Origin of the sequence: Streptantibioticus silvisoli (assembly GCF_027947535.2) — a bacterium.
In the GTDB taxonomy this organism is placed as follows: Bacteria; Actinomycetota; Actinomycetes; order Streptomycetales; family Streptomycetaceae; genus Streptantibioticus_C; species Streptantibioticus_C silvisoli.
The window spans coordinates 59,699-84,278 of sequence record NZ_JAAGKO020000032.1 but is presented as its reverse complement, the minus strand read 5'-3'; the positions used below and the strand labels follow the sequence as shown (position 1 = coordinate 84,278).

18 protein-coding genes and 1 tRNA gene are annotated in these 24,580 nt (G+C 73.6%); 11 read left to right on the top strand and 8 right to left on the bottom strand.

What is annotated here, in order from left to right; translation table 11 throughout:
- The first annotated feature begins 24 nt into the window (after positions 1-24).
- The 5 genes from POF43_RS21470 (at position 25) to POF43_RS21450 (ending at position 5,452) form a co-directional block, all read left to right on the top strand.
- Positions 25-573, top strand: a complete 549-nt coding sequence (locus POF43_RS21470; RefSeq protein ID WP_271322422.1) for a DUF501 domain-containing protein — start codon at positions 25-27, stop codon at positions 571-573.
- Positions 570-1,523: a Ppx/GppA phosphatase family protein gene (locus tag POF43_RS21465; RefSeq protein ID WP_271312752.1), complete on the top strand. Its 954-nt coding sequence runs from the start codon at positions 570-572 to the stop codon at positions 1,521-1,523. Before POF43_RS21470 ends, POF43_RS21465 begins: the two co-directional genes overlap by 4 nt.
- A 534-nt stretch (positions 1,524-2,057) precedes the next feature.
- Entirely contained in the window at positions 2,058-3,455 is a 1,398-nt protein-coding gene (locus POF43_RS21460; protein ID WP_271312753.1) for an NAD(P)/FAD-dependent oxidoreductase, read from the top strand.
- 236 nt (positions 3,456-3,691) lie between these two features.
- Positions 3,692-5,056 carry a class I SAM-dependent methyltransferase gene (locus tag POF43_RS21455; RefSeq protein WP_271322423.1) on the top strand — a complete coding sequence of 455 codons (1,365 nt, stop codon included), beginning with the start codon at positions 3,692-3,694 and terminating at the stop codon, positions 5,054-5,056.
- Positions 5,057-5,370: 314 nt separating this feature from the next.
- A tRNA-Leu gene (locus POF43_RS21450) sits at positions 5,371-5,452 on the top strand.
- A 225-nt stretch (positions 5,453-5,677) separates the two neighbouring features.
- Here POF43_RS21450 and POF43_RS21445 read toward each other — a convergent pair.
- Positions 5,678-5,914 (bottom strand): DUF4287 domain-containing protein, encoded by a 237-nt coding sequence (locus POF43_RS21445; protein ID WP_271312755.1) that lies wholly within the window; start codon positions 5,912-5,914, stop codon positions 5,678-5,680.
- A gap of 109 nt (positions 5,915-6,023) precedes the next feature.
- Here POF43_RS21445 and POF43_RS21440 point away from each other — a divergent pair, with 109 nt between their 5' ends.
- Positions 6,024-6,338 carry a hypothetical protein gene (locus tag POF43_RS21440; RefSeq protein ID WP_271312756.1) on the top strand — a complete coding sequence of 105 codons (315 nt, stop codon included), beginning with the start codon at positions 6,024-6,026 and terminating at the stop codon, positions 6,336-6,338.
- A 101-nt stretch (positions 6,339-6,439) separates the two neighbouring features.
- Here POF43_RS21440 and POF43_RS21435 read toward each other — a convergent pair whose 3' ends face one another.
- The 4 genes from POF43_RS21435 to POF43_RS21420 form a co-directional block, all read right to left on the bottom strand.
- Positions 6,440-7,294, bottom strand: a complete 855-nt coding sequence (locus tag POF43_RS21435; protein WP_271312766.1) for a hypothetical protein — start codon at positions 7,292-7,294, stop codon at positions 6,440-6,442.
- A 274-nt stretch (positions 7,295-7,568) separates the two neighbouring features.
- Positions 7,569-8,789 (bottom strand): acetyl-CoA C-acetyltransferase, encoded by a 1,221-nt coding sequence (locus POF43_RS21430; protein ID WP_271312757.1) that lies wholly within the window; start codon positions 8,787-8,789, stop codon positions 7,569-7,571.
- Positions 8,790-9,258: 469 nt separating this feature from the next.
- Positions 9,259-10,365, bottom strand: coding sequence for an SGNH/GDSL hydrolase family protein (locus tag POF43_RS21425; RefSeq protein ID WP_271322424.1), 1,107 nt, complete (start codon positions 10,363-10,365; stop codon positions 9,259-9,261).
- A gap of 149 nt (positions 10,366-10,514) precedes the next feature.
- Positions 10,515-10,712: a hypothetical protein gene (locus POF43_RS21420; protein ID WP_271322425.1), complete on the bottom strand. Its 198-nt coding sequence runs from the start codon at positions 10,710-10,712 to the stop codon at positions 10,515-10,517.
- A 413-nt stretch (positions 10,713-11,125) separates the two neighbouring features.
- Between POF43_RS21420 and POF43_RS21415 the strand changes: the two genes are divergently transcribed.
- A complete protein-coding gene (locus POF43_RS21415; protein WP_271317802.1) occupies positions 11,126-12,511 on the top strand; it encodes a cystathionine beta-synthase in 1,386 nt (461 codons plus the stop codon).
- 210 nt (positions 12,512-12,721) lie between these two features.
- Here the strand turns inward: POF43_RS21415 and POF43_RS21410 are convergent, their stop codons facing one another.
- Both POF43_RS21410 and POF43_RS21405 read right to left on the bottom strand, forming a co-directional pair.
- A complete protein-coding gene (locus tag POF43_RS21410; RefSeq protein WP_271317803.1) occupies positions 12,722-13,504 on the bottom strand; it encodes a G1 family glutamic endopeptidase in 783 nt (260 codons plus the stop codon).
- Positions 13,505-14,387: 883 nt separating this feature from the next.
- The gene (locus POF43_RS21405; RefSeq protein ID WP_271317804.1) at positions 14,388-14,846 is read right to left on the bottom strand and encodes a hypothetical protein; all 459 of its coding nucleotides are present in this window, start codon (positions 14,844-14,846) and stop codon (positions 14,388-14,390) included.
- Between the two features lie 272 nt (positions 14,847-15,118).
- Here POF43_RS21405 and POF43_RS21400 point away from each other — a divergent pair, with 272 nt between their 5' ends.
- From POF43_RS21400 to POF43_RS21390, 3 genes are all read left to right on the top strand, one after another.
- Complete coding sequence (locus POF43_RS21400) at positions 15,119-16,561, top strand: acyl-CoA synthetase (protein ID WP_271323888.1); 1,443 nt, start codon at positions 15,119-15,121, stop codon at positions 16,559-16,561.
- A gap of 208 nt (positions 16,562-16,769) precedes the next feature.
- Positions 16,770-18,914, top strand: coding sequence for an MMPL family transporter (locus tag POF43_RS21395; protein ID WP_271323887.1), 2,145 nt, complete (start codon positions 16,770-16,772; stop codon positions 18,912-18,914).
- Positions 18,915-19,159: 245 nt separating this feature from the next.
- Entirely contained in the window at positions 19,160-20,005 is an 846-nt protein-coding gene (locus POF43_RS21390) for a MurR/RpiR family transcriptional regulator (protein ID WP_271315345.1), read from the top strand.
- 305 nt (positions 20,006-20,310) lie between these two features.
- Here POF43_RS21390 and POF43_RS21385 read toward each other — a convergent pair whose 3' ends face one another.
- Positions 20,311-23,583: a carboxypeptidase regulatory-like domain-containing protein gene (locus POF43_RS21385; RefSeq protein WP_271323886.1), complete on the bottom strand. Its 3,273-nt coding sequence runs from the start codon at positions 23,581-23,583 to the stop codon at positions 20,311-20,313.
- Between the two features lie 120 nt (positions 23,584-23,703).
- Between POF43_RS21385 and POF43_RS21380 the strand changes: the two genes are divergently transcribed.
- Complete coding sequence (locus tag POF43_RS21380; protein WP_271323885.1) at positions 23,704-24,348, top strand: MarR family winged helix-turn-helix transcriptional regulator; 645 nt, start codon at positions 23,704-23,706, stop codon at positions 24,346-24,348.
- Positions 24,349-24,580: the final 232 nt, after the last annotated feature.

Below are 24,580 nucleotides of genomic sequence, written 5' to 3'. Positions count from 1 at the left end.
GCCCGCTGCTGGGACAATGACGTCATGGAAACACCTCCGCCGCACACCGCCGCCGCCCCGCCCACCGACGCCGACATCGCCGCCGTCGGCGAACAGCTCGGCCGGGTGCCCCGGGGACTGCGCGCCGTCGCCCACCGCTGCCCGTGCGGGCTGCCCGACGTGGTGGAGACCGCGCCCCGCCTGGAGGACGGCACGCCGTTCCCCACGCTGTACTACCTGACGTGCCCGCGTGCCGCGTCCGCCATCGGCACCCTGGAGGCGAACGGCGTGATGCGGGAGATGACCGCCCGGCTCGCCACCGACGACGAGCTCGCCGCCGCCTACCGCGCCGCGCACGAGGACTACCTCGCCCGCCGCGACGCGGTCGCGGTACTGGAGAACTTCCCCAGCGCCGGCGGCATGCCCGACCGCGTCAAGTGCCTGCACGTGCTGGTCGGCCACGCGCTGGCGGCCGGCCCCGGCGTCAACCCGCTGGGCGACGAGGCGATCGGCCTGCTGCCGCCGTGGTGGGGCAAGGGCCCGTGCGCCGGCGGCTGCGCGGCGGCCGGCGAGACCGTGAAGGAGGACGCGTGACCGCCACGACGCGGGTGGCCGCCATCGACTGCGGCACCAACTCGATCCGCCTGCTGGTGGCCGACGTCGACCCGGTGGCCGGCACCCTGACCGACCTCGACCGGCGGATGACCATCGTCCGGCTCGGCCAGGACGTCGACCGGACCGGCCGGCTCGCCCCGCAGGCGCTGGAGCGCACCTTCGCCGCCTGCCGCGAGTACGCCGCCGTCATCACCCGCCTCGGTGCCGAACGGGTCCGGTTCGTCGCCACCTCCGCCTCCCGCGACGCCGACAACCGCGACGAGTTCGTGCGCGGCGTGCGGGACATCCTCGGCGTCGAACCGGAGGTCGTCACCGGCGCGGAGGAGGCGAACCTGTCGTTCACCGGCGCCACCGCGGAGTTGACCGGCGGCGACCTGCCCCGGCCGTTCCTGGTCATCGACATCGGCGGCGGCTCCACCGAGTTCGTCGTCGGCGACCACGAGGTGGCCGCCGCCCGCAGCGTCGACATCGGCTGCGTCCGCCTGACGGAACGCCACCTGGTGCGCGACGGTGAGATCGTCGACCCGCCCACCCCCGAGGCGGTCACCGCGATCCGCGCCGACATCGAGGCCGCCCTCGACCTGGCCGCCGGGCACGTCCCGCTCACCGGGGCCGGCGCCCTCGTCGGCCTCGCCGGCTCGGTCACCACGATCGCCGCCATCGCGCTGGACCTGCCCGCCTACGACTCCGAGGCCGTCCACCACAGCCGGATCCCCCTCGACACCGTCCGCGCCATCACCCGGCGCCTGCTGTCGTCCACCCACGCCGAACGCGCCGCCATCCCCACCCTGCACCCCGGCCGCGTCGACGTCATCGCCACCGGGGCGCTCATCCTTCAGTCCGTCATGGAACGCACCGGCGCCGCCGAGGTCGTCGTCTCCGAGCACGACATCCTCGACGGGATCGCCTTCGGAACGGCGCGCGGCTGACCGCGGTCGCGCCCGGCGGCCCCGGCACCCCAAAGCCGTCCCCCCGCACTCCCAACGGACCCCCAACTCCCGCTCAGGGGAAGGGAACGACCGGGGGAGAACGGGGGGCGGCGGCCGTAGAAAATATCGCCCGGACTACGCTGTTGAGCAGGCGGTTGATCAGCTGAGCGGGCCCGTGGGGGGTCGGTGGACGGCCGTCGGAAGCAGTCTCGTGAATTTCTTCACATGAAGTTCCCGCCGGGAGAGTCGGTTTCTGGCCTGAGGGTGACGGCCGGGGGCCGGAAGCGGTCCAACAGCCGTACGGATTCCGGGCGGCCGCGCGGCGGCGCGCGAGGCGGCGAGGCGGCCGGGCGACATCGAATCGGCGCTGTTCACGGCGCTGGACGAAGATCACTCAACGGTCGCGGGTGATCTTCCGTTCCCGTTCCGGACTGTGGGATCGATCACGAAATCGCGCAGGGTAGCACAGTGGGCGACCTACCTGGTGAAGGGGCGCACGAGGGGGGTCCCGGGGTGTGCTGGATACTCGATTCCATGAGCACCACGGAGCGTCCACGAATCCTCGTTGTAGGCGGCGGTTACGTCGGCCTGTACGCGGCGCGCCGCATCCTGAAGAAGATGCGGTTCGGCGAGGCGACCGTCACGGTCGTCGACCCGCGCTCGTACATGACGTACCAGCCCTTCCTCCCCGAAGCCGCCGCCGGCAGCATCTCACCGCGCCACGTCGTCGTGCCCCTGCGACGCGTGCTGCCGAAGGCTGAGGTGCTCACCGGCCGCGTCACCACCGTCGACCAGGACCGCAAGGTCGCCACGATCGAACCGATCGTCGGCGAGGCGTACGAGCTGCCCTTCGACTACCTGGTCGTGGCGCTCGGCGCGGTCTCGCGCACCTTCCCGATCCCCGGCCTGGCCGAGAACGGCATCGGGATGAAGGGTGTGGAGGAGGCGGTCGACCTGCGCAACCACGTGCTGGAGCAGCTCGACCTGGCCGACTCCACCACCGACGAGGACCTCCGCCGCAAGGCGCTCACCTTCGTCTTCGTCGGCGGTGGCTTCGCGGGAGCGGAGACCATCGGCGAGGTGGAGGACATGGCCCGCGACGCGTGCCGCTACTACACCAACGTCAAGCGCGAGGACATGCGCTTCGTGCTGGTCGAGGCCGCCAACCGCATCCTGCCCGAGGTCGGGCCGGAGCTGGGCAAGTGGGGCCTGGAGCACCTGCGCGAGCGCGGCATCGAGGTGCACCTGGAGACCTCGATGACCTCCGCGGTGGACAAGCACGTGGTGCTCGCCAACGGCCTGGAGGTGGACGCCTCCACCATCGTGTGGACCGCCGGCGTCAAGCCGAACCCGGCGCTGGCCAACTTCGGCCTGCCGCTCGGCCCGCGCGGCCACGTGGACACCCAGCCGACCCTTCAGGTCAAGGGCCTGGACTACGTCTGGTCGGCCGGCGACAACGCCCAGGTCCCCGACCTGGCCACCGGCGAGGGCGCCTGGTGCCCGCCGAACGCCCAGCACGCGCTGCGCCAGGCCAAGGTGCTCGGCGACAACGTGGTCTCGGGCATGCGCGGCTTCCCGCAGCACGAGTACCGGCACAAGAACATGGGCGCCGTGGCCGGCCTCGGCCTGCACAAGGGCGTCGCCCTGCTCTTCGGCAAGATCAAGCTCAAGGGCCGGCTGGCCTGGTACTGCCACCGCGGCTACCACGGCATGGCGGTGCCGACCTTCAACCGCAAGTTCCGCGTGCTGGCCGACTGGACGCTCGCGGCGGTCCTCAAGCGTGACGTGGTCGCCCTCGGCGCGCTGGAGAACCCGCGCGGCGAGTTCTACTCCGCCGCCGCCCCGGTGACCGCCGCCGCGGCCGCCGCAGCCAAGGCCAAGGCCGAGGCCGCCGCGAAGGCCCCCGAGGTGGAGACGGCCGCCAGCGCCTGATCCACCGGTCCGTTCGTAACGCCGAAGGCGTCCGCCATCCGTGGGGCGGACGCCTTCGGCGTTTTCGCGTGTCCGCGACCGTGGTAACCGCGCGGGTGGTGACCGTTGCGGCCGGGGCCGGGCCCCGCGCCGAACAGGCCGCCCCCGACCGGGACTAGGACGGGGGCCGAGGTTGTTTCATCATGCAAGGAGTTATCGGGTTCATCGGATGACGTGTCCTTCTGGAGGTTCGCACCATGGCAGACGCAGCCGGAAGACTGGCCGCCCTCGTCGAGCGGGCCACCGGCTCGCCCCTCCCGCTGCGGGTGCGCGCGTGGGACGGCAGCGAGGCCGGCCCGCCGCCCGCGCCCGGCGCGCCCCTGGTGGTCATCCGCGACCGCCGCGCGCTGCGCCGGGTGCTGTACAAGCCCGGTGAGCTGGGTCTGGCCCGCGCCTGGGTGGCGGGCGAGATCGACATAGAGGGCGACCTGTACGCGGCGCTGGACGCGCTGGCCGGCTCCATCTGGGAGCGCGACGACCCGGCCGGCGGCGCCGGGCGCGACGGGGTGGTCGGCAAGGCGCTGCGCGGCCTGTCGGCGGCCCGCTCGCTGGGCGACGCGTCGGTCCGCGCGATGCTGCGCGAGGCCGTCGCGCTGGCCGGCCCCGGGCTGCCGCCCCCGCCGCCCGCCGAGGAGGTCCGCAGGACCGCCGGGCCCCGGCACACCCTGTCGCGGGACCGCAGGGCCATCAGCCACCACTACGACGTCGGCAACGCCTTCTACGAGCGGGTGCTGGGCCCGTCGATGGTCTACTCGTGCGCCTACTGGGAGAAGCCCGGCGGCACGCTGGAGGACGCCCAGGCGTCCAAGCTGGACCTGATCTGCCGCAAGCTGGGCCTGCGCGAGGGCATGCGGCTGCTGGACGTCGGCTGCGGCTGGGGCTCGATGGTGCTGCACGCCGCCCGGCACCACGGCGTCACGGCGGTCGGCGTCACGCTGTCCACCGAGCAGGCCGCGTTCGCCCGCGAGCGGATCGCGCGCGAGGGGCTGGCCGACCGGATCGAGATCCGGGTGCAGGACTACCGCGAGGTTGCGGACGGCCCGTTCGACGCGATCTCCTCGATCGGCATGGCCGAACACGTCGGCTCCGCGCAGTACCTGGCCTACGCCGGCACGCTGTACGGGCTGCTGGTGCCCGGCGGCCGGCTGCTCAACCACCAGATCGCCCGCCGCCCGATGGACGACGAGAGCGGCTACGAGGTGGACGCCTTCATCGACGCCTACGTCTTCCCGGACGGCGAGCTGGCCCCGGTCGGCACGACCGTCTCGCTGCTGGAGCGCGCCGGGTTCGAGGCCCGGGACGTCGAAGCGCTGCGCGAGCACTACGCGTTGACCCTGCGCGCCTGGGTGGCGAATCTGGAGGACCACTGGGCCGAGGCGATCCGGCTCACCACCCCGGGCCGGGCGCGGGTGTGGCGGCTTTACATGGCGGCCTCGGCATTGGCCTTCGAACACAACCGCATCGGCGTCAACCAGATTCTCGCGGTACGCCCTGAGCGGGACGGTGGTTCCGGTCTGCCGGCCACCCGGGCCGCCTGGCTCGCGGCGCCGGAAGGCGGCTGACGGCAGGCGCAATTGGCATATGCCAAAACCGAACGCGGTGATTTGCGGGAGCGTTTCCCGCGTTCGGTGCCTGCGCCGTCGGTAAATTCTCGTCATTCATGACGTGGCGCGCGGGGTGCCGTTGATGACGGGAAACAGCCGAATAGTGGCCGGTCGCACTGAGTACCAGGGCGCTCGGTCGGTTCTGACGACCCCTCACCCGCCCCTAAAATCAGACAACATGGAGCTGAGTTTCACCTGTTCGGAGGCAGGATGCGGCTAGGATTTTACTGCCCTGTGAACGATCTGCCGTTGTCTCATGGGGAGTTCGCCATGCCCGGGTGGTGGAATGCAGACACGGTGAGCTTAAACCTCACTGACCTGACGGTCGTGCCGGTTCAAGTCCGGCTCCGGGCACTCGTTCTCTCCTGGTTTGCCGGGGTGGCGGGCGCGACGGGCGACAAGACGCCCGGATTCGTCGTGCCGGAAAGCGTCCGCGCTTTATAGCGGTCAATAGTCCGCCGTTATGCCCCGGCCCCGGCCGTCCCGCGCGAGCCGCGGGCGCGGTCCCGCGGACCCCCGGGCGGTCCGAACACCGTGCCGCAGGGGCCCGCCGGAACCTTGAGGGGCGGGTGGATACGGCTACTGGAGCTTGCGGGCGGCGCGCCGCAGGTCGTACTCGTGGACGATCGCCTTCGCGTAGCCGTAGCTGAGGCCCTCGTGCTCGTGGCGCAGCCAGTTCACCTTCTCGTCGAAGCGTGGCAGCGCGGGGCCTTCGTCAAGGGTGTGCAGCCACTCCCCGACCTCGCGGCCGGTGTGCTGGGGGATGCGGGAGAGCAGGTTCCGGTGGGTTTCCTCGGAGAAGATCATCTGGGACATCGGCGCCTCCGGTGGTGCGTTCCGTTACCCCACCGTGCCTTAGGCGTCTGGCGTTGGCAACCGTCCCGGGCGTGCGGAAGAGCCGATCAGGCCGTATAAAGTCCCGGTCATGCACGGGAGCCTGACATTGCGCGCGGCCGTCGACGCCCTGGCCGACCGGTTCCGTTCGCTGCCGTACAGCAGGCTGCGGCGGGTGGCCGGCGCCGGGCTGGAGCTGGCCCGGGAACTTTCGGTGTCCGCCCAGCGGCTCGAACTCCCGCAGCGCGAACCGCTGTTGATACCCGACGAGGGTGTCTACGCGGTCGGCGACCAGCTGGCGGTGGCCGGGCACGACCTGGTGGCCGCGCTGGAGGCGGCCGGCGTGCCGCAGAGCGCGTACGACGCGGTGCTCGACCGGGTGAGCGCGGTGCGCGGCCTGCTCTGAGGCCGGCCGCGGGCGCGGTGCGCGGCCGGTCCGAAGCCCGGCGCGGGTGCGGCGGTCCGGTCCGAGGCACGCTGCGGGCGCGGTGTGCGGCCCGGGGCCGGTTACAGCGAGGCGACGACGCGGTCGGCGAGGATGAAGACGGACTCGCCGCCGTAGGTGAACGTCAGCGCGTACGCGCCGGAGATGCCCGAGCCGCCGAGCAGGACGGGGGCCTCACCGCGTTCCAGCGCGGCGGCCAGCCGGTCGGCGGTCTCGCTGTGGCCGGGGGTCAGGCACAGCGTGGTGCCGTCGGTGAAGACGTACAGGTCGAGCGTGCCCAGCGGGCCCGGCCGCACGTCCGCCAGCGGTATGCGGGCCTCGGCCAGCTCGGTCAGCCGGGCCACCGTCTGCTCGGGGTCGGCGACCACCGGTGACGGGGTGAAGTCCGGGTCGGACGGGTGGCGGCGGTGCGGTACGACCGGGGCGTCCGGGTCGGCGCCGCCCAGCTGGTCGTGCTGGCGCGGCAGCAGCGGCAGCACCTCGAACTCCGGCAGGTCCAGGTACGCGGCGCTGCCGGGGCTGTCGCCGCCGTCCAGCCGGTCGTAGCCGTCGATCCCCTCCGGGCTGCGCATGCCGTCCAGGTTGAGCCCGTCCAGCAGCGGGGTCTCGGCCGCCTCGCGGGCCTCCTGCGCCGCCCAGAAGGCGCGGGCCTCGGCCAGTTCCCGTTCCCGCTCGTAGGCCAGCGCCTCGGCGACGGCGACGCGTATCTCCTCGGTCCGTTCGGCGGACCGGGCGGCCGGCACCAGGCCGGCGGTCGCCGAGCTGACGGTGTCGGCCACCTCCGCGCGGTGGCCGGCCAGCTCGGCACGGACGGCGACCAGCTCGCGGTGCAGCCGCCGCACGGCCAGCAGCGCGACGTACGCCACCACGAGGGCGGCGGCCGCTACCAGCAGCATGACGAAGGGGTAAGAGCTGATGGCGCTCACGGGCGTTCTCCTGGAGGTGGGGGCCGGCGGCGGCGGGGGCCGCGGCTCCGACGGCTGGCCGGCTCCTGTGGACGGTGGAACTTCGCTCCCAGGGCACACTCTGCCGTGAAACCCTTGGCCTTCGCAGTGCGGGATGTCACGAAAGGGACACCCCGGTCCGCTGCGACCCGCCGCCCCATACCGTACGCCTCCGCTGTGACCTGCGAAGACAGCGATCCCCCGGCCGGTTTCCCGGTCCGGGGGATCGTTATGGGGCTTTCGCCGATCAGCTCAGGCGCTCGATCACCATGGCCATACCCTGACCGCCGCCGACGCACATCGTCTCCAGGCCGAACTGCTTGTCGTGCCACTGGAGGGAGTTGATCAGCGTGCCGGTGATCCGGGCGCCGGTCATGCCGAACGGGTGGCCGACCGCGATCGCGCCGCCGTTGACGTTGAGCTTGTCCAGGTCGACGCCCAGGTCCCGGTAGGACGGGATGACCTGCGCGGCGAACGCCTCGTTGATCTCGACCAGGTCGATGTCGCCGATGGTCAGCCCGGCGCGGCGCAGCGCCTGCTTGCTGGCCTCGACCGGGCCCAGGCCCATGATCTCCGGCGACAGCCCGGACACCCCGGTGGAGACCACCCGGGCCAGCGGGGTCAGGCCCAGCTCGCGCGCCTTGGTGTCGGACATGACGACCAGGGCGGCGGCGCCGTCGTTGAGCGGGCAGCAGTTGCCGGCGGTGACCAGGCCGTCGGGGCGGAAGACCGGCTTGAGGCCCTGCACGCCCTCCAGCGTGACGCCGGCCCGCGGACCGTCGTCCTTCGACACCACGGTGCCGTCCGGCAGCGTCACGGGGGTGATCTCGCGCTGCCAGAAGCCGTCGGCGAGCGCCTTCTCCGCGAGGTTCTGCGACCGCACGCCGAACTCGTCCATGTCCTGGCGGGTGACGCCCTTGAGCCGGGCGAGGTTCTCCGCGGTCTGGCCCATCGCGATGTACGGGTCCGGGACCTGGTCGTCCTCGCGCGGGTCGTGCCAGTCGGCGCCGCCGGTCTGCGCGCGGGCCGCGGTCCTGGCCTCGGCGTCGGCGAACAGCGGGTTGTGGGTCTCCGGCATGCCGTCGGAGGTGCCCTTGACGCTGCGCGAGACCATCTCGACACCGGCCGAGATGAACACATCGCCCTCGCCGGCCTTGATCGCGTGCATCGCCATGCGGGTGGTCTGCAACGACGACGAGCAGTACCGGGTGACCGTGCAACCGGGCAGGTGGTCCATGCCCATCTCCACCGCGACGATCCGGCCCAGGTTGTGGCCCTGCTCGCCGCCGGGCAGACCGCAGCCCAGCATCAGGTCGTCGATGTCCTTCGGGTCCAGCTCGGGGATCTTGGCCAGCGCGGTCCGGATGATCGTGGCCGTCAGGTCGTCCGGGCGCAGGTCCTTCAGCGATCCCTTGAACGCCCGCCCGATCGGGGACCGGGCGGTTGAGACGATTACGGCTTCGGGCATCGCGCACTCCGTGGGTCGGCTGTCCGGCGGGTCACGGCACCCCTCGGCACCGTGGTTACTAAGCGTACGCTTAGCGCCTCCCCTCCGGCCAGCTCCCGTCCGCGTGCCGCACGTCACCCCTGCGGGGCTTCGGCGGGGGCGGTGGGGTTGACGCCGGCCACGGATCGCAGCGCCGTCCATCGCACCGGGCACCGAAGCCACGCCGACCCCAGCCATCGCATCGGGCGCGGAGGATCGCAGCGCCGGCCATCGCACCGGGCGCCGAAGCAACGCTCACGCCGGCCATCGCACCGGGCGCGGAGGATCGCAGCGCCGGCCATCGCACCGGGCGCCGAAGCAACGCTCACGCCGGCCATCGCACCGGGCGCGGAGGATCGCAGCGCCGGCCACCGCACCGGGCGCCGAAGCAACGCCGACCCCAGCCATCGCACCGGGCGCCGAAGCAATACCGCCCCCCGACCCGGCCCTCTCACCCCGCGGTGAGGGAGCCTTCCGGGGAGGTGGCGACGCCGCGGCCGCGGCGGACCCGCAGGAGTGCCCAGGGGGCGCGGCGGGCGCTGTCGGGGGTTGTCGCGGGCGGGACGGCGTCCCCGGTGGCGTGGGCGGCCGCGACGACCTCGGTGCCGCTCTCCGCCGCCGCGGCGGCCGCCGCCCGTTCCACCGTCATCGTGGTGACCGTGTCGGCGGCGTCGAGCGCCCCGGCCGGGCGGGCGTCGTCCGGCCACAGGCCCAGCGACGCGCACAGCGTCGGCAGCACCGCCATCGCGGCGGTGGCGTAACCGGCCGCCGACGGGTGGTAGCTGTCCGGGCCGAACATCTCGCGCGGCCGGGCGGCGAACTCCGGGCCCAGCAGTTGTCCCAGCGACACCGTCCGGCCGCCCAGGCCCACCACCGCGATGGTCTGCGCGGCGGCCAGCTGGCGGCTCAGCCGCCGGGCGATCCAGCGCAGCGGCTGCCGGACCGGTTCGATGGTGCCCAGGTCCGGGCACGTGCCGACGACCACCTGCGCCCCGGTCGCCCGCAGCGTGCTCACCGCCGCCGCCAGGTGCCGCACCGAGACCGCCGGCGGCATCCGTTCCGTCACGTCGTTGGCGCCGATCATGATCACGCAGACGTCCGGCGACGGCATCCGGTCCGCCAGCAGCGCGGTCTGCCGGGGCAGGTCCTCGGAGGTCGCGCCGGACAGCGCGACGTTGGCCAGCTCCACCGGCCGTTCGGCGACCGCGGCCAGCCCGGAGGCCAGCAGGGCGCTCGGCGTCTCACCGGCGCGGTGCACGCCGAACCCGGCGGCCGTCGAGTCGCCGAGGAACGCCATCCGCAGCGGGACGCCGCCCGGGTCCCCGGCCGTGTCCGTCATCGGCTCGCCGTCGGCCGCGCCGGGGTCCGCGCCGGCCAGGAACGCGCCGTAGCGGCCGTCCGCCACCGGCGGGTCCTCGTTGCAGGTACCGATCGTGCTGCGCGCCCAGCGCGCCTCCGTCAGCAGCAGCCCCACCGCGGCTCCGCCCAGCAGGCCGATCCCGCCGCCGCCGTACGCTGCGGCTGCCGCGATCCGCCGTGCCACCCTTGCCCTCGACATGGCACCCCGTCCTCTCAAGCCTCTAGTGAGCTTGTTGCCCGCTGGCGCCCGTCATGAACGCATCAGACACCCTTCGGACGGCTTCCCGGGCCGAGGGATGCCGGTGAACCGGGTGACGGATGGGGCGGCCCGGGCGGCGAACGCGCCGGTCATCCGGGCTGCGGACCCGCCGGTGAACCGGGCTGATCGGGGTCGGCGAACCGGGTGACCAGCAGGTCCAGCCGTTCCGCCCGGCCGGCCGCCGGAATGCGGCCGTCCTGGGTCAGGACGGCCATCCCGTGCAGCGCCCCCCACGTCACCTCCGCGAGCGCCTCCACCCGCTCCCGGCCGGCGCCCAGCGCCGCCACGGACTCCCCGAACGCCGCCCGCAGCGGCGACGGCGTCTCGTCGCCGGCGACCCGGCCCTCCGGTCGGGGCTGTACGTCGAGGCGGTCCGCGACCTCGCCACCGGGGTGCTGCTCCTGCTGGTGCCGGCGGCCCCCGGTACGCGGTGCTCGGCATCCACGGCGGCACCGCGGCGGTCACCTGCCTCCTCGCGGTGCCGCTGCTGGCGGGCCGACCGCGGGGGCGGGGCCGGCCCGGGGGAGTCCGGGAGCGGCCCGGTGCGGGGGCCTTCGCGGGGGTCGGGCCGGTCCGGGGGGAGGTCCGGGGAACGCCCGGCGGTGTGATCGCGTTCCGCTACAAACCGCGATCCGCGCGATGCTCCGGGAGAAACCACCTAGGCTTCGCACCACACACAGGGAAACATCCGGAGGATGTCGTGCAGTATCACGACTCGATGATCAGTCTCATCGGCAACACCCCGCTGCTGAGGCTCAACAGCGTCACGGCCGGGATCCAGGCCACGGTGCTGGCCAAGGTCGAGTACTTCAACCCGGGCGGATCCGCCAAGGACCGCATCGCCGTGCGCATGATCGAGGCGGCCGAGAAGTCCGGCGAGCTCCAGCCCGGCGGCACCATCGTGGAGCCCACCTCGGGCAACACCGGCGTCGGCCTGGCCATCGTCGCGCAGCAGAAGGGCTACCGCTGCGTCTTCGTCTGCCCGGACAAGGTCTCGTCCGACAAGATCAACGTCATGCGGGCCTACGGCGCCGAGGTGGTGGTCTGCCCGACCGCCGTCGACCCCGAGCACCCCGACTCGTACTACAACGTCTCCGACCGGCTGGTCCGCGAGACGCCGGGCGCCTGGAAGCCGGACCAGTACAGCAACCCCAACAACCCGCGCTCGCACTACGAGACCACCGGTCCTGAGCTGTGGGAGCAGACCGCGGGGCGCATCACGCACTTCGTGGCGGGCGTCGGCACCGGCGGCACGATCAGCGGCACCGGCCGCTACCTCAAGGAGGTCTCCGACGGCCGCGTCCAGGTCGTCGGCGCCGACCCGGAGGGCTCGGTCTACTCGGGCGGTTCCGGGCGCCCGTACCTGGTCGAGGGCGTCGGTGAGGACTTCTGGCCGTCCGCCTACGACCCGGACATCGCCGACGGCGTGGTGGCGGTCTCCGACAAGGACTCCTTCCAGATGACCCGCCGCCTCGCCAAGGAGGAGGGCCTGCTGGTCGGCGGCTCCTGCGGGATGGCGGTGGTCGCCGCGCTGCGGGTCGCCGAGGGCCTCGGCCCGGACGACGTCGTCGTGGTACTGCTGCCGGACAGCGGCCGCGGCTACCTCAGCAAGATCTTCAACGACGAGTGGATGGCCGACTACGGCTTCCTGGAGGACGACAGCCACGCCTCCCGGGTCTCCGACGTCCTGCTCAACCGCGGCGGCCACATCCCCGAACTGGTGCACATGCACCCGGACGAGACGGTCGGCCAGGCCATCGAGGTGCTGCGCGAGTACGGCGTCTCCCAGATGCCGATCGTCAAGCCCGGCGCCGGCCACCCGGACGTCATGGCCGCCGAGGTCGTCGGCTCGGTCGTCGAACGCGAGCTGCTCGACGCGCTGTTCACCAAGCGCGCCGACCTCGGCGACCCGCTCGGCAAGCACATGTCCGCGCCGCTGCCGCTGGTCGGCTCCGGTGAACCGGTCGCCGACCTGATGGCGGTCCTGCAGGACGCCGACGCCGCGGTCGTCCTCGTCGAGGGCAAGCCCCGCGGCGTCGTCAGCCGCCAGGACCTGCTGGCGTACCTGGCCCAGGAAGCCCGGTAACCCCGCGCCGCCCGCCCGTCGCCGGGCACCGGTCCGTACGGCACCGGTGCCCCGCCGCCCGGCCCCGCACGCGAACGCGCCGGGGCGGTCCGGTCCCCGCCAGGGATGAACCGGACCGCCTCGGCGCTGATGCGGTGACGCCGGCGGCGGTGTGGCGCTGTCAGCGCCGGCGCGGTGGCGTCAGCGGTGGCGTGCCGCCGTGCGGGCGCCTCAGTAGCGGATCGTGCCCGGGGCCGCGGCCGGCTCGGTGGCGTGGGTCGCGCCGGCCTTGACGCCGTTGAAGCCCGGGGTCATGTTGAACGACCCGCCGCTCAGCGTGCTCGGGCCGTAGCCGCCGGAGACCAGGGCGTCCGGGTCGTAGGTGGAGAACGAGTTGCCGTTGACCGTGATGCCCGTGAAGCTCAGCTTGCTGAACGACGGGTAGCTGCCGGTCGGCGACTCGATGACGGCCTCGGCGGTGGCGTTCTCCGCGCTGCTGAGGGACTTGGTGACCGTCTTCGTCCAGCTCTTGGTGGTGTCGCTCAGCGTCAGCGTGTAGCTCTTGCCGCTGGCCACCACCGACGCGGTGATCTTGTCGCCCTGCGAGACCGCGTTGCTCCAGTACACCGGGCTGGCCGGGTACATCTCGTACCAGGCCGACAGCACCGGCTTGCCGCTGGAGCAGTCGGTCTGCACGCCGGTCTGCTCGACGGTCTCGGTGCCGTAGCCGTCGATGCCGACCCAGGGAGCGAACAGGTCGTTGGTGGAGTTGCAGGTGACGCTGGGCTCGGTCCACGAACCGCTGATCTTGGTGAACTCGCCGTCGGAGCCGGAGACGGCGTAGCCGCCCCAGATGCTGTCGGCGTAGTGGGTGCCGTGGCTCTGCGGACCGAAGGTGGCCGCGGCGACGGAGGTGCCGGCGCTCGCCGGGACGAGTGCGGCGGCGAGCAGCAGGCCCGCGGCCGCGACCTTGCCCTTGGCGAGCTTGCCTCTGACGCCTGAGTTCATGCCCATGCGTGTCTCCTGCGGGGTGCGGAGGGATGGAGTGGGGGCCCGGCCGGGTCGGGAACATCGTGTGTTCGCGCTCCGCCGCACCTCAAGGGGGTCGGCCACCCGGAATCCGTCATGGCGAGAACATGACATCCGCGCCCATCAGGTGTGAATCCCCGCCTTACCGTTCTGAACGGCGGCTTCAGCGTTGGGCGACTTGCCGGCGGGTCGGCTCACCGGCCGCGCGGCCCGGTCGACCCCGGCGACACCGGGCGGCCCGCGTCCCGCGCGGGCGCCGACGGCCTGGATTCCCGCACGGAAAACGGGCGCCGGCCCGGATTCCCGCACAGAAAACGAGAGCGTCACGCATACGCAGCACGCGCTTAACACGGATCCGGCAGATTGGTGGTTGTCGGCAGCGAGGACAGACGGAGCGGCTCCCGGACCTCCATCGCTGCCCCGGACGCGCCCGGCCGGCCCTGACCCGGCCCCCGCGTCCCCGGTGGGGACCGCCGTCGTCCCGCCCCGGCGCTCGCGCCGTGGTGCGGCGGTCCCCACCCTATTGACGCGTCGTCGTCCACCGACAGACGTGGGCGCGCGTGCGAAGTCCACGGAGCGCCGGGGGCCCACTCGCGTACGGACGGCGCGCTGACGATCACGGCCGGGTGGTGCTCCGGGACCGACCGAACGACGGCCCGCCGCACGGACGGCGCCGGAGCGGGTCCTTTCCCGGACGGGTCACACCTCGTCAAGTCCCGTCGGCGGCACCCCCGGTGAGGTCCGCCCGCCCCGAGTCACCTCAGGCGGAAGCCGCTCCACGGGCGAGCCACCTCAGGCGGAAGCCGCCGTTCATGCGGAAGCCGCCGTTGCCGCCGCGCACGCGCCCCCGCCCCGACCCCCGCGGGGGTCAGTCCCAGTCGGAGCTCTGCCCGCCGGACTCACCGCGGTCGCGGTCGCGGGCCAGCCTGGCGGGGAGCGCGGTGCCCAGCGCGTGGGCGACGTTGACGGCGACGATGCCGGCCCAGGTGACGAGCAGGCCCGCCAGGTGGTCGTTGGTCGCGCCGATCGCGGAGAGCGGGACGGCCAGCACCAGCGACACCGCGGCGAGGCCGAACCGCCGGTCGCGGCCCCCGTCGCCGTCGCCGAAGCCGCGGGGGCCGGAACGGGTGGCCACCCGGGCGGTCGAGGTCTGCTGCTGCGCCAGCTCGCGGCGCACCCGGCTCTGGACCTGGCTGTCGAGCCGGGCCGCCGCCTTCTCCAGGAACGACTCGATCAACTCGCTCTCGTACTCCGGTCCCAACTCCTTGCGGGCCCGCAGGGTCGCGTGGAGCTCCTTGCCCAGCTCATGGTCCGACGGCGTACTCATACGGCCACGCTATGTCCCCGCCGCCGCGGGGGCAGTAGGGCTAACCCCCGCCTTCACCCGGGCGCCCGCCCCCGCCCCGCCCGCGGGTTCGCGCCGAATGCCACCCGCCCTGCCGGTACCGTCGTGCCGGACCCGTGACGCGGAAGGCCCGGAACAACGCGGAAGACCCGCGACCTGCCGTACCGGACCTGCCGTACCGGACCTGACGTAACCCCGAAGTCCCGGGCCCGCGCGACCCGTTGACGAAGACCGACCCCCGGAGGGAATCCCGAATGGAACCGCTGACCGCGTTGGGTGCGAGGGACGCCGACCGGGCGGACGCCGTGGTGATCGACGGGTACGCGATGTCGTACGAGCAACTGCTGGGCGCGGCGCGGGCGGTGGCGGCGCGGATCGCGGGGGCGCCGGCGGTGGCGGTGAACGCGACCGCGGCGCCGCACACCGCGGTGGCGGTGGTGGCCGGGCTGCTGGCGGGCGTGCCGGTGGTGCCGCTGGCGCCGGACTCCGGTCCGGCCGAACGCGGCCACGTGCTGTCCGACAGCGGCGCGGCCCTCGTCCTGCACGGGGTGGGCGAGCCGGACGACGTCTTCGGCGGGGTGGCGACGCTGGCCGTCGACCCGGCGGAGCGCGGCGAGTTCGGCGGGAAGGAGCCGGCCGCGGACGCGACCGCGCTGGTGCTGTACACCTCCGGCACGACCGGGCCGCCGAAGGGCGCGCTGATGTCGCGGCGGGCGATCGCCGCCTGCCTGGACGGGCTGGCCGAGGCGTGGGAGTGGACGGCGGACGACACGCTGGTGCACGGGCTGCCGCTGTTCCACGTGCACGGCCTGGTGCTCGGCCTGCTGGGCGCACTGCGGACCGGCAGCCGGGTGGTGCACACCGGGCGGCCGACGCCGCAGGCGTACGCGGCGGCCGGCGGCAGCCTGTACTTCGGCGTGCCCACGGTGTGGTCCCGGGTGGCCGCCGACCCGGCCGCGGCGCGCGAACTGGCCGGGGCACGTCTGCTGGTGTCCGGCAGCGCCCCCTTGCCGGCGCCGGTCTTCCGTGACCTGGCCGCGCTGACCGGGCAGTCGCCGGTGGAGCGGTACGGCATGACCGAGACGCTCATCACGGTCAGCACCCGGGCGGCCGGCGACCGCCGGCCCGGCGCGGTGGGCCTGCCGATCACCGGGGTGCGCACCCGGCTGGCCGGCGAGGACGGCTCGCCGGTGCCGCACGACGGCGTGAGCGTCGGCGAACTGCACGTCAGCGGCGCCACGCTGTTCGACGGCTACCTCAACCGCCCGGAGGCCACCGCCGCGTCGGCCACCGCCGACGGCTGGTTCCGCACCGGCGACATGGCGGTGATCGAACCGGACGGTGTCCACCGCATCGTCGGCCGCGCCTCCACCGACCTGATCAAGTCGGGCGGTTACCGGATCGGCGCCGGCGAGGTGGAGAACGCGCTGCTGGACCATCCCGCGGTGCGCGAGGCCGCGGTGGTCGGCGCCCCGCACCCGGACCTGGGCCAGCAGATCATGGCGTACGTGGTGGCCGACGGGGTGAGCGAGCAGGACCTGATCGGCTTCGTCTCCGACCACCTGTCCGCCCACAAACGCCCGCGTATCGTGCGTTTCCTGCCCGAACTGCCCCGAAACGCCATGGGAAAGCCGCTGAAGAAGCTGCTGCCGCCGCTGGAGGGGCCGTCCGGCGAGGGCTCCGGCGGCCGGGGCTGACCTGGCCGGATGGCCGGATCGCCCTAGAGTTTTTCGGGGCGGCGATCCAAACTTGCCGGTCGTCAATTAAGCTTCCTACGATGTTCAGGAAATCCGCCCAGTCAGCCGGTCGTCGTTCCCCTTAAGCGGCAGTACCGGCGTCGCCGATACCCGGGTCCGCTCCGAAGGGTGGCGATGACACGTCCTGCCTTGGAGGGCAGTCCCGGAAATGTTCTATTCCATCGGGCGCTTCGTCGTGCGCCACAAATACTGGACGATCGTGGCGTGGGTCATAGCCGCCGTCGCCATCTCGATGACCGCACCCAGCCTCCCGTCCAGCAGCGACGAGTCGAGCTTCCTGCCCAAGAGCTATGAGTCCATCCAGGCGGGCACTCTCCAGGGCAGGGCGTTCCCGGCCGCGTTCACGCCGTCGGCGCTGATCCTCTACTCGCGTTCCGACGGCGCCGCGCTGACCAAGGCCGACCTCGCCGCGACCGCGCAGGTCGACCAGCAGCTGGCCGCCAAGCACATCTCGCAGGTGGAGAAGGTGCTGCCCGGCGGGCCGTCGAAGGACCTGAAGTACACGCTCGGCCTGGTCCAGATGAACGCCAAGAGCGTCGGACAACCCTCGCAGAGCACCGCCGCCAAGACGCTGCGCACCGACATCAAGCCGCTGGCGTCCGCGCACGGCCTGACCGCCAAGATCGGTGGCCAGGCGGCGCAGGCGCTGGACGCGCAGGACGCGTCGCAGACCTCGACCGCCTTGTCACTGGCGGCCTCTCTCGGTCTGATCATCATCACGCTGCTGATCATCTTCCGGTCGCCACTGATCGCGATCCTGCCGCTGGTGCTGCTGATGGCGCTCGACTACACCACCGCGAGCGGGCTGATAGCCGACGCCACCAAGGTCTTCGGGCTCCAGGCCAACAACTCGCTGTCGGCCCTGCTGGTGGTGGTGCTGCTGGGGGTCGGCACCGACTACTTCCTGTTCTTGATGTTCCGCTACCGGGAACGGCTGCGGGCCGGCGACGACCACGAGGAGGCGATGATCCACGCGGTCGGGCGGGTCGGCGAGGCCATCGCCTCCGCGGCCGGCGCGGTCATCATCGCGTTCCTCGCGCTCACGTTGTGCTCGCTGGGCTTCTTCACCCAGCTCGGCCCGGCGCTGGCCATCCTGGTGGCCGTCACGCTGGTCGCCGGCCTGACGCTCTTCCCGGCGCTGCTGGCCACCATGAAGCCCCGCAAGCTGTTCTGGCCGTCGAAGGCGTGGCAGTCCGAACCGACCGGCACCCGCTTCGCCTCGTTCGGCCAGGCGGTCCGCCGCCGGCCGGCCGTGATGGCCGCGGTCTCCGGTGTGATCATGGTGGCGCTGGCCATCGGCGCGTTCGGCTTCAAGGCCTCCTTCGACCTGTCGTCCGGCTCCATGCCGAAGACCGTCGAGTCGATGGTCGTGCAGAACGAGATGGTGAAGGCCTACTCGGCCGGCGCCGCCGACCCCACCCAGGTGCTGCTGACCTCCACCAGTTCCGCGCCGGTGGACCACGCCGCGGCCGACGCGTTCGCCCAGGGCCTGACCAAGGACGCCGGCGTCGCCGGCCTCCAGGGTCCGACCCAGTTCAGCAAGGACGGCAGGACCGCCGAGGTCAACCTGTCGCTGAAGTACGCGGCCTCCTCCGGGCAGGCGATCGACGCGATGAGCGGGCTGCGCGACTCGGCCCACCACGCCGCGCCGGCCGGGACCAAGGCGCTGGTCGGCGGTGAGACCTCGGTCTTCGCCGACATCCAGACCGCCCAGGACCACGACTACAAGGTCGTCTTCCCGGTCGCCGCGATCCTCATCATGCTCATCCTGGGCCTGCTGCTGCGCAGCATCGTCGCGCCCTGGTACCTGATGGCGTCGGTGGGTCTCGGCTTCGCCGCGACGCTGGGCGCCACCACGCTGCTCTTCCAGCGCGGTTCCAACTCCGGCGGCCTGATGTTCCTGCTGCCGATGATCATGTACCTGTTCGTGGTGGCGATCGGAACGGACTACAACATCCTGATGATCGCCCGGCTGCGCGAAGAGGCCCGGGAGGGCCGCGAACCACGCGAGGCCGCGGCCGAGGCGCTGCGGCACGCCGGTCCCACGGTGGCCGCCGCCGGCTTCATCCTGGCCGCGACCTTCGCCACCTTGACGCTGTCGGGCAACTCGCTGCTGACCGAGATGGGCTTCGCGGTCTCCTTCGGCATCCTGGTGTCCGCGTTCGTGATGGCGATGTTCTTCACCCCGTCGCTCACCGCGCTCATCGGGCACGCCGCCTGGTGGCCCGGCCGCGCCGACCAGGTGAAGGCCGCCCCCGTGGCGGACGTCGCGACCGAGGTGCGGGTCCCGTAACGGGTCCCGGGCCGGCCCCGGAACGGACGGCGTGAGCGGTCCGTCCCGGGGCACGACATAGTGACGCGACGGCCCCCGCGGGGTACCGCCGCGACGGCGAGGGCCGGACACCGCCAGTCGGCGGGGTCCGGCCCTTCGTCGTCCCCGGCCCGGCCGCACGGCGGCCCCTGGCCCGGCTGTATGGAGTCATGCACAATCGTGGCACGCTGAATGCGCCACGAAGCGGACGCCGGCCAGGAGGAACGATGGCGACACAGGACGGGGGAGCGGCCCGGTTGATGCAGCTGTTCGACGGGCACCGGCTCACGCCGACCCAGCGCCGGATCGCGCACTGCCTGGTCCGGCGGGCCGCCGACGCGCCGTTCCTGTCGAGCGTGGAGGTCGCCGAACTCGCCGGCGTCAGCCAGCCCTCCGTCACCCGGTTCGCGGTCGCGCTGGGCTTCGACGGCTACCCGGCGCTCCGCCGCCACCTGCGCGACGTCGCCCCGGCGGCCGGCCTCCCGGTGCGCGAGGAGACGTACAACGAGTACCAGCAGGCGGTGCGGGCCGAGATCGACAACCTCCAGCACCTGGCCGCGCTGCTGGCCGACCCCGAGCCGGTCGAGCGGGCCGGCAAGCTGCTGGCCGCCTCCCGCCCGCTGCCGGTGCTGGGCCTGCGGGCCGCCGCCGCCCAGGCCCGCGGCTTCGCCTACTTCGCCGCCAAGGTCCACCCCGACGTCCGGCTGCTCGACGAGAGCGGCACCATGCTGACCGACCGGATCGACGCGGCGGTGCGGGCCGGCGCCGGCGTGCTGCTGTGCTTCGCGCTGCCCCGGCACCCGCGCGAGGTGGTCGAGGCGCTGCGGTACGCCAAGGAGCGGGGGCTGACGGTGGTGACGGTCGCCGACAGCTCGTTCGCGCCGGTCGCCGCCCACTCCGACCTGCTGCTGCCGGCCGCGGTGGGCACCGCGCTGGTCTTCGACACCCCGTGCGCCGCGATGATGCTGGGCCGGGTGCTGCTGGAGTCGATGTGCGACGACCTGCCGGACGCCCAGGCCCGGCTGGAGGAGTTCGACGCCCGCGCGTCGGAACGCGCCCTGTTCGTGGAGTGAACGGGGACCGGGGCGGGATGGCGTCGCAGGGGCCGCGTACGGCGGCGGTACGGGTGCGGGGCCGGCGGTGGCAGGCGCGGCGGGCGCGGGGCCGACCGGGGCCCGCGTTGCCCGGGGCCCGCGGTACGGGTGCGGGGCCGGCCGGGTTCGACGGTCGGGGGCCGGCCGGCGGGGATGCCGGGGGCCGACCGACCGTCGAACCCGGTGGGACGGTCGTACGGTGTGGTGCGCCGGTCCTTGACCGGTCGGTTCCTCGGCCGTCGGTCCTCGGAGGGTGAGTCCCGCGCCCGCCGGCCCTCGGACCGTCAGTCCTTCGACCGCGTTCCGCCGAGCCGCAGGTCGAGCCCCTCGGCACCGTCCTCGCGCACCGACAGCGGCTCGGCCGCCGGCGGGTGCGTGCCGCAGGTGTGGGTGCGGGTGATCATCGTGTAGTCGCCCGGGGCCACGTCGGCCAGCGCGAACCGGCCCTGACCGTCGGTCGTCGCCGAGCCGATCATCGCCCCGGCGCCGTCGATCAGCGTGACGCGGGCCTGCGGCACCGGTGCGCCGGACCGGCCGCGTACCGTGCCGCCGACCCGGGCGCCCGGCGCCAGCCGCACGTCGCACCGCACCGGCGGCACCCCGTCGGCCGCCGTACCGTCCGCCGGACGCGGCACGTCCACCGGCAGCGCCGTCACCCGGCGGCCGCCGGCCCGTACCGTCAGCGTGTGGCGGCCGGGCGGCAGACCGTCGACGTGGTAGCCGCCGTCCGCGCCGGTCACCGCGGTCCGCGCCGGGCGGTCCCGCTCACCGTCCACCGTCAGCTCCGCACCGGCCACCGGGGTGCCGGCCGCCGCGTCCAGCACCGTGCCGGCCACGCCGCCGCGGCTGGCCAGCAGCAGGCTGACGTCGGCGCTGCGGGTCCGGACCACCACGGTGACCGCCTGCGGCGCGTGGCCCTCGGCGGAACCGATCAGCAGGTACGTCCCCGGACCCGGCACGTCCAGCGCGAACCGGCCGTCCTCGCCGGTCACCGTCCGCCCGGACTGCCGGCCGTCGTCCTCGGTCACCGCGATCGCGGCGCCCGCGACCGGCAGGCCCGCGCTGCCGCGCACCAGGCCGAGGACGGCCAGGTCCGCGGTGCCCGCCCGGCGGACCGCCCCGGCGGCCGGCGCCGGCGCGGGGGCCGGCGGGACCGCCAGCGTGCCCGGGACCAGGGCGAGTTCGTGCAGCAGTTGCCGCAGGTGGTGGAGCGGACGGCTCACCGGCGGCAGCGCGGCGGGTGCGCAGCGCGGCCGGTGGGCGAACAACGCGGCGTCGGCGGCGGTCAGCCGGCTCGCCACGTCCGGCGCGGGCCGGCCCTGGGCCGGCGGTTCGCCGGCCAGCACGCCGGCCGCCTCCGCCAGCGACCGGGTGGCCACCGCGAGCGAGTCGTCGTGCGCCGCCTCCGGCAGCCGCCGCGGCGCCAGCGCCAGCGCCCGGGTGTGCCGGGTCACCGAGGCGAACAGCGTCAGCCGGTGCCGTACCTGCCGCGGATCGTTGCGCCAGACCAACGGGCGGGTCAACGGCCTTGCCACCAGCGCCAGTTGCTGCAACCGGTGGTCCAGGGTCCGGGTCAGCGCCTCCAGTTCGGCGTCGGCGCCCGCCTGGTCGCGGACCGGCGCTCCGACGCGGACCGTCCCGTCCTCGCCGACCGGGCCGTTCGCGGTCGCGGTGGCCGGCTCCAGCCGGCGGGCGCAGGCGCGCAGCACGTCGCTGAGCGCGGCGAAGTACCGCTGCCGCGCGGTGGAGACGGTGTCGCGGGTGCTGGTGGGCAGCACCACGATCGCCACCCCGATGCCGATCGCCGCGCCGATCGAGGTCTCCTCCAGGCGCAGCACCAGCAGTCCGGCGGAGAACTCGTGCAGCACGCTGTACAGCTGCGAGACCATGATCGTGACGAAGAAGATCATCGAGCCGTACGAGATGTTCACCAGGTAGAAGCCGCACGACATGCTGGCCACGATGACCGCCAGCACCCAGTAGGTGTGCCCGGCGGTCAGGTGGGCCAGGCCGATGCCGGCGCCGAGCCCGACCAGGGTGCCGCCGACCCGGTTGGCCGCCTTGATGGTGGTCTCCGAACGCGTCGCGGTGCCCGCGAACGCGATGAAGGCGGCCAGCACGGCCCAGTAGTAACGCGCTTCGGACAGCTCGCGCCCGGCGATGATCGCCAGGGTGCCGGCCACCGCGACCTGGATCGCCTGCCGGGTGACCAGCGAGCTGCGGCTGAGCGGGTTCCAGTGGTGGCCGCGGGCCTTGACGTCGCCGGCCACCGAGGCGGACCCGGGCAGCATGCCCTGGATCAGGGTGAGGGTGGGCTCGTACTCGCCCACCGACTCCGCGACCAGCACCGCGTCCTCCGCGCTGTCGCCGGCCCCGGGCCCGCTGCGTGCGGCCGGCGCGGTCCGGGTGAGCGGGGGTTCGGCGGACAGCGTGGTGAACTCCACCACGGCGGCGGCCAGATGATGCGCCGGCCAGTGCCCGTCCCCCGCGGTGCCGGTGTTGTCGCCGGGCTCGCCGGGCTGCGGGGCGCCGGGGGCGTCGAAGGCCGCGTCGTCCAGGTGGCCGGCGGCGTCGAAGGACGGGCCGGCGGGCCGACCGGGGGTGTCGCTGCCCGGTGCGGTCAGCAGCGGGCGGGCCAGCGCCTCGGCGGCCGCGTACTCGCGGCGGGCGACCAGCCCGGCTATTCGGGCGGCGGGGGCCACCATCGGGCCGCCCTCGGTGGCCAGCGCCTCGGCGGAGACCGCCAGCGCGTCCACCGCCAGGTGCGCGTCGAGCAGCCTGCGGCGCAGCGCGGGACCGGCGCCGGCCGGCAGCGCGCCGGGCTCGGCGGACCAGCCCTCGATCATCAACGCGGCCTCGGCGAGGCGCAGTTGGCGAGCATGCAGGGTGCGGCGCAACCGCTCCTGGCGCCGGGCGTCGGCCCGGTCGGCCTCCAGCAGGTCGGCGCACGCCCGGGCCACCGCCCGGGCCCGCGCGCCGAACGCCCGCCGCACCCGGCCCAGCGTGCGCCGGGTGTTGGTGCGCAGCACCGTGCACGCCAGCAGCAGCACCCACGCGGTGGCGACGCAGACCGCCTCCAGCATGGACGGCACCGCGGAGACCGTCGCGCCGAGGAAGGCGGCGAAGAAGTAACCCATCCACAGCATGAAGCCGTAGAAGAAGAACGGCATGCCGAAGCGGCGGACGTAGACCGCCACGAACATGACCGCCACGAAGACGCAGAGCATGAGGTCGGTGCGTCCGGTCACGCTGACGCCGATCAGCATGCCGGCGCCGATCGCCACCGGGAAGAACACCGCGGTGCGTACCTTGGGCCAGGTCTCGGCGCCGGCCAGCGCCATCGAGCCCATCATGGCCATGATCGTGCCCAGCAGCATCGCGACGAGGGTGCCCTGCGCCCCCGCGTGCGTCGCCCGGGCGAAGCCGTATTCCAGCGCCATCGTGCTCGCCATCGCGAGCGCCGCGGAGAGCGCCATCCGCAGCCGGTTCAGTCCCGGGTCGGACGCCACCACCCGGTCCCAGACCTCCCGTGTCCAGCCACGCGAACCGTCGGCCATCCAGCCCCCTTCCAGATAGATGTAAGATACCGATAATCAAATGTATCGTACCGATAATCTGGTGAGTGACAGATGACTGCCGAGGACGGGCGGCCACGGGCCGAAAAGTGCGCCTTGGATGTGATTGAGCATCAGACGGCCGTACTGGTACGGCACTTCGAGCTGCTGAACCGGCGCGACGAGAGCCGCGACACCCTCGATCGGGCCGAATACCTGGCGCTGCGCACCCTGGCCTCGGCCGGCCCGATGGACATCAACACCCTCGCCGCCGCCCTCGGCGTGGACCCCTCCACCGCCGGCCGCCAGGTCGCCGTCATGCGCAACGCGGGCCTGGCCGCCTGCTCCCCGGACCCCGCCGACCGCCGGCGCAGCGTCGTGGCGCCCACCGACGACGGCCTGGACCGCATGGCGGCGGTCCGCCGGCTGCGCACCGACAGCATCGCCGACCTGCTCGCCGGCTGGACGCCGGAGGACCTGCGCACCCTCGGCACGATGTTCGGCCGCTACAACCGCGCCGTCGCCGCCCGCCACCTCACCGCGGCCACCCCCGACGACCCGCAGGAGCCGGAACCCGTCGAACGGGGTGGCGCGGGTGCGTCGCCGGGCGGGGGCGTGCGGTCGGCCGGTGCGGGCGTCTCGCCGGACGGGGACGCGCGGTCGGCCGGTGCGGACGCCTCGCCGGACGGGGACGCGTGGTCAACGGGCCGGACGGCGAGCGGAGTTGACGACGGGTGGGCCGTCATCGGCGGGTGCCGCCCGCGCTGAGCGCCGGCCGCACTCGGCGGCTGCCGCCCGCGCGGAGTGCCCACCGTCTCCCGCCGCGCCCCGGTCGCCAGTTGTTACTGGCGGGTCGCACTCCGTAAACCTCCGGTGAAGTTGACATGATCAAGTCGGATGATGACGCTGTGTCCGCCGCTGCCCCGTGATCTTCGCCGTGCCGGGTCCCTCCCCCGTCGCACGTGGAACCGCAGGGCGGCACCGGCCCGGGGCGTGGGGA

What these genes read in the sequence shown, in the direction of transcription:
- POF43_RS21410 (WP_271317803.1), bottom strand. Translation starts at nt 13,504, where the DNA reads ATGGGCATGAACTCAGGCGTCAGAGGCAAGCTCGCCAAGGGCAAGGTC.
- POF43_RS21455 (WP_271322423.1), top strand. Translation starts at nt 3,692, where the DNA reads ATGGCAGACGCAGCCGGAAGACTGGCCGCCCTCGTCGAGCGGGCCACC.
- POF43_RS21440 (WP_271312756.1), top strand. Translation starts at nt 6,024, where the DNA reads ATGCACGGGAGCCTGACATTGCGCGCGGCCGTCGACGCCCTGGCCGAC.
- POF43_RS21445 (WP_271312755.1), bottom strand. Translation starts at nt 5,914, where the DNA reads ATGTCCCAGATGATCTTCTCCGAGGAAACCCACCGGAACCTGCTCTCC.
- POF43_RS21385 (WP_271323886.1), bottom strand. Translation starts at nt 23,583, where the DNA reads ATGGCCGACGGTTCGCGTGGCTGGACACGGGAGGTCTGGGACCGGGTG.
- POF43_RS21430 (WP_271312757.1), bottom strand. Translation starts at nt 8,789, where the DNA reads ATGCCCGAAGCCGTAATCGTCTCAACCGCCCGGTCCCCGATCGGGCGG.
- POF43_RS21470 (WP_271322422.1), top strand. Translation starts at nt 25, where the DNA reads ATGGAAACACCTCCGCCGCACACCGCCGCCGCCCCGCCCACCGACGCC.
- POF43_RS21425 (WP_271322424.1), bottom strand. Translation starts at nt 10,365, where the DNA reads ATGTCGAGGGCAAGGGTGGCACGGCGGATCGCGGCAGCCGCAGCGTAC.
- POF43_RS21390 (WP_271315345.1), top strand. Translation starts at nt 19,160, where the DNA reads ATGGCGACACAGGACGGGGGAGCGGCCCGGTTGATGCAGCTGTTCGAC.
- POF43_RS21395 (WP_271323887.1), top strand. Translation starts at nt 16,770, where the DNA reads ATGTTCTATTCCATCGGGCGCTTCGTCGTGCGCCACAAATACTGGACG.
- POF43_RS21400 (WP_271323888.1), top strand. Translation starts at nt 15,119, where the DNA reads ATGGAACCGCTGACCGCGTTGGGTGCGAGGGACGCCGACCGGGCGGAC.
- POF43_RS21460 (WP_271312753.1), top strand. Translation starts at nt 2,058, where the DNA reads ATGAGCACCACGGAGCGTCCACGAATCCTCGTTGTAGGCGGCGGTTAC.
- POF43_RS21405 (WP_271317804.1), bottom strand. Translation starts at nt 14,846, where the DNA reads ATGAGTACGCCGTCGGACCATGAGCTGGGCAAGGAGCTCCACGCGACC.